At 59.4% G+C, this 1,376-nt stretch carries 1 protein-coding gene; it reads right to left on the bottom strand.

Annotated features, from left to right (window positions below; translation table 11 throughout):
* Window positions 1-30 precede the first annotated feature (30 nt).
* Window positions 31-1,281, bottom strand: coding sequence for an IS256 family transposase (locus ACFSUD_RS19570; protein ID WP_386376182.1), 1,251 nt, complete (start codon window positions 1,279-1,281; stop codon window positions 31-33).
* Window positions 1,282-1,376 lie beyond the last annotated feature (95 nt).

Genomic DNA, 1,376 nt, shown 5'->3' with positions numbered 1-1,376 from the left:
GAGATATGCGCAGAAGTTGGTGACGCTTGATCAGGCGGCGATTTGAACGTGGCGGAGACCGTCGCGGAACTCAACCCCGTCGATGATTTCGGGCAGGCGGTTCCTGCCATCGAGTTTGCGCCATTTTCCCTGCGCTGACATCATCAGCTTGAATGCCATGGCCAGTCCGGTCTTGCGGCTGAGGCAGCCCTTGGTGCGTTTCGTGCGATGCCGGACGGTGGCAAAGGTGCTTTCGATTGGGTTTGACGTCCGAATGTGTTTCCAGTGTTCCGCCGGATAGTCATAGAAGGTCAGCAGCGCGTCCCTGTCCTTGATCAGCTTGGCGACCGCCTTGTCCCATTTCACGCCATAGGTTTCGATGAAAAAGTCGAAGGCGACGTTGGCCTTGGCTTTTGTCTCGGCCTGCCAGATGTCGTGCAGATGGCCCTTGGCCTTGGCTTGGATGGATTTCGGCATCGCATTCAGCACATTCATAGTTTTGTGGACCCAACATCTTTGTTCCTTGGTCGTGGCAAATACCTCGCGCAGGGCCGTCCAGAACCCTAGGGCACCGTCACCGATGGCCAGCTTTGGTTCCTGCGTCAGGCCGCGGCGTTTGAGCTCAAGAAGCAGCTCGCGCCAGCTTTGGGTGCTTTCGCGGAAGCCGTCGGTCATCGCCAACAGCTCCTTGCGGCCGTATTCATCCGCCCCGACGATCACCAGAACACTTTGCTTTTCCTCAGCCATTCGTGGCTTGAAGTAGACGCCATCGGCCCAGATGTAGAGAAAGCGCCGATTGCCGAGGTCGCGTTTCTGCCAAGCCTCGTAGTCTGCCCACCAGCCAGCCTTCAGCCGGGAGACGGTCTTGGCGGACAGGCCCTTGGCATTCTCGCCCAGAAGTGCCCCCAGGGCTTCGGTGAAATCGCCCGTGGATACTCCCTTGAGGTAAAGCCAAGGCAACAGCTCCTCGATAGTTTTCGCCTTGCGCAGGTAGCGGGGCAGGATGCTTGGCGTAAAGCTGATCTTGTCTTCCTCAGCACCCCGATCCCGCACGCGCGGCACTTTCACCGGCACTGGACCGATACCGGTCATCACCTCGCGTTCCGGGAGATGACCGTGGCGCACCAGGCGTGCCCGCCCGTCCGGAAGCCTTTCCCCGGAAAAGGCGCTCATGAGCGCGGCCAGTTCCGCGTGGATCGCCTGTTCGATCAGCTTGCGCGCCCCATCGCGCAGGACGTCGGTGAATGGGTCGGAGCAAAATCCCGATGGATCGGGCAGATGGGTGATGGTAGTCTCCGGCATGTGGCATATCCCTTTCTCGATTGAGAATTGACGGCGTCTGAACACCGCCATGATATGCCGCCCTTCAGGGCATCACCAACTTTCGCGCGTTTCTC

It is taken from the genome of Sulfitobacter aestuarii, from assembly GCF_042685005.1.
In the GTDB taxonomy this organism is placed as follows: domain Bacteria; phylum Pseudomonadota; class Alphaproteobacteria; order Rhodobacterales; family Rhodobacteraceae; genus Sulfitobacter; species Sulfitobacter aestuarii.
This window is presented reverse-complemented; position numbering and strand designations above follow the sequence as displayed.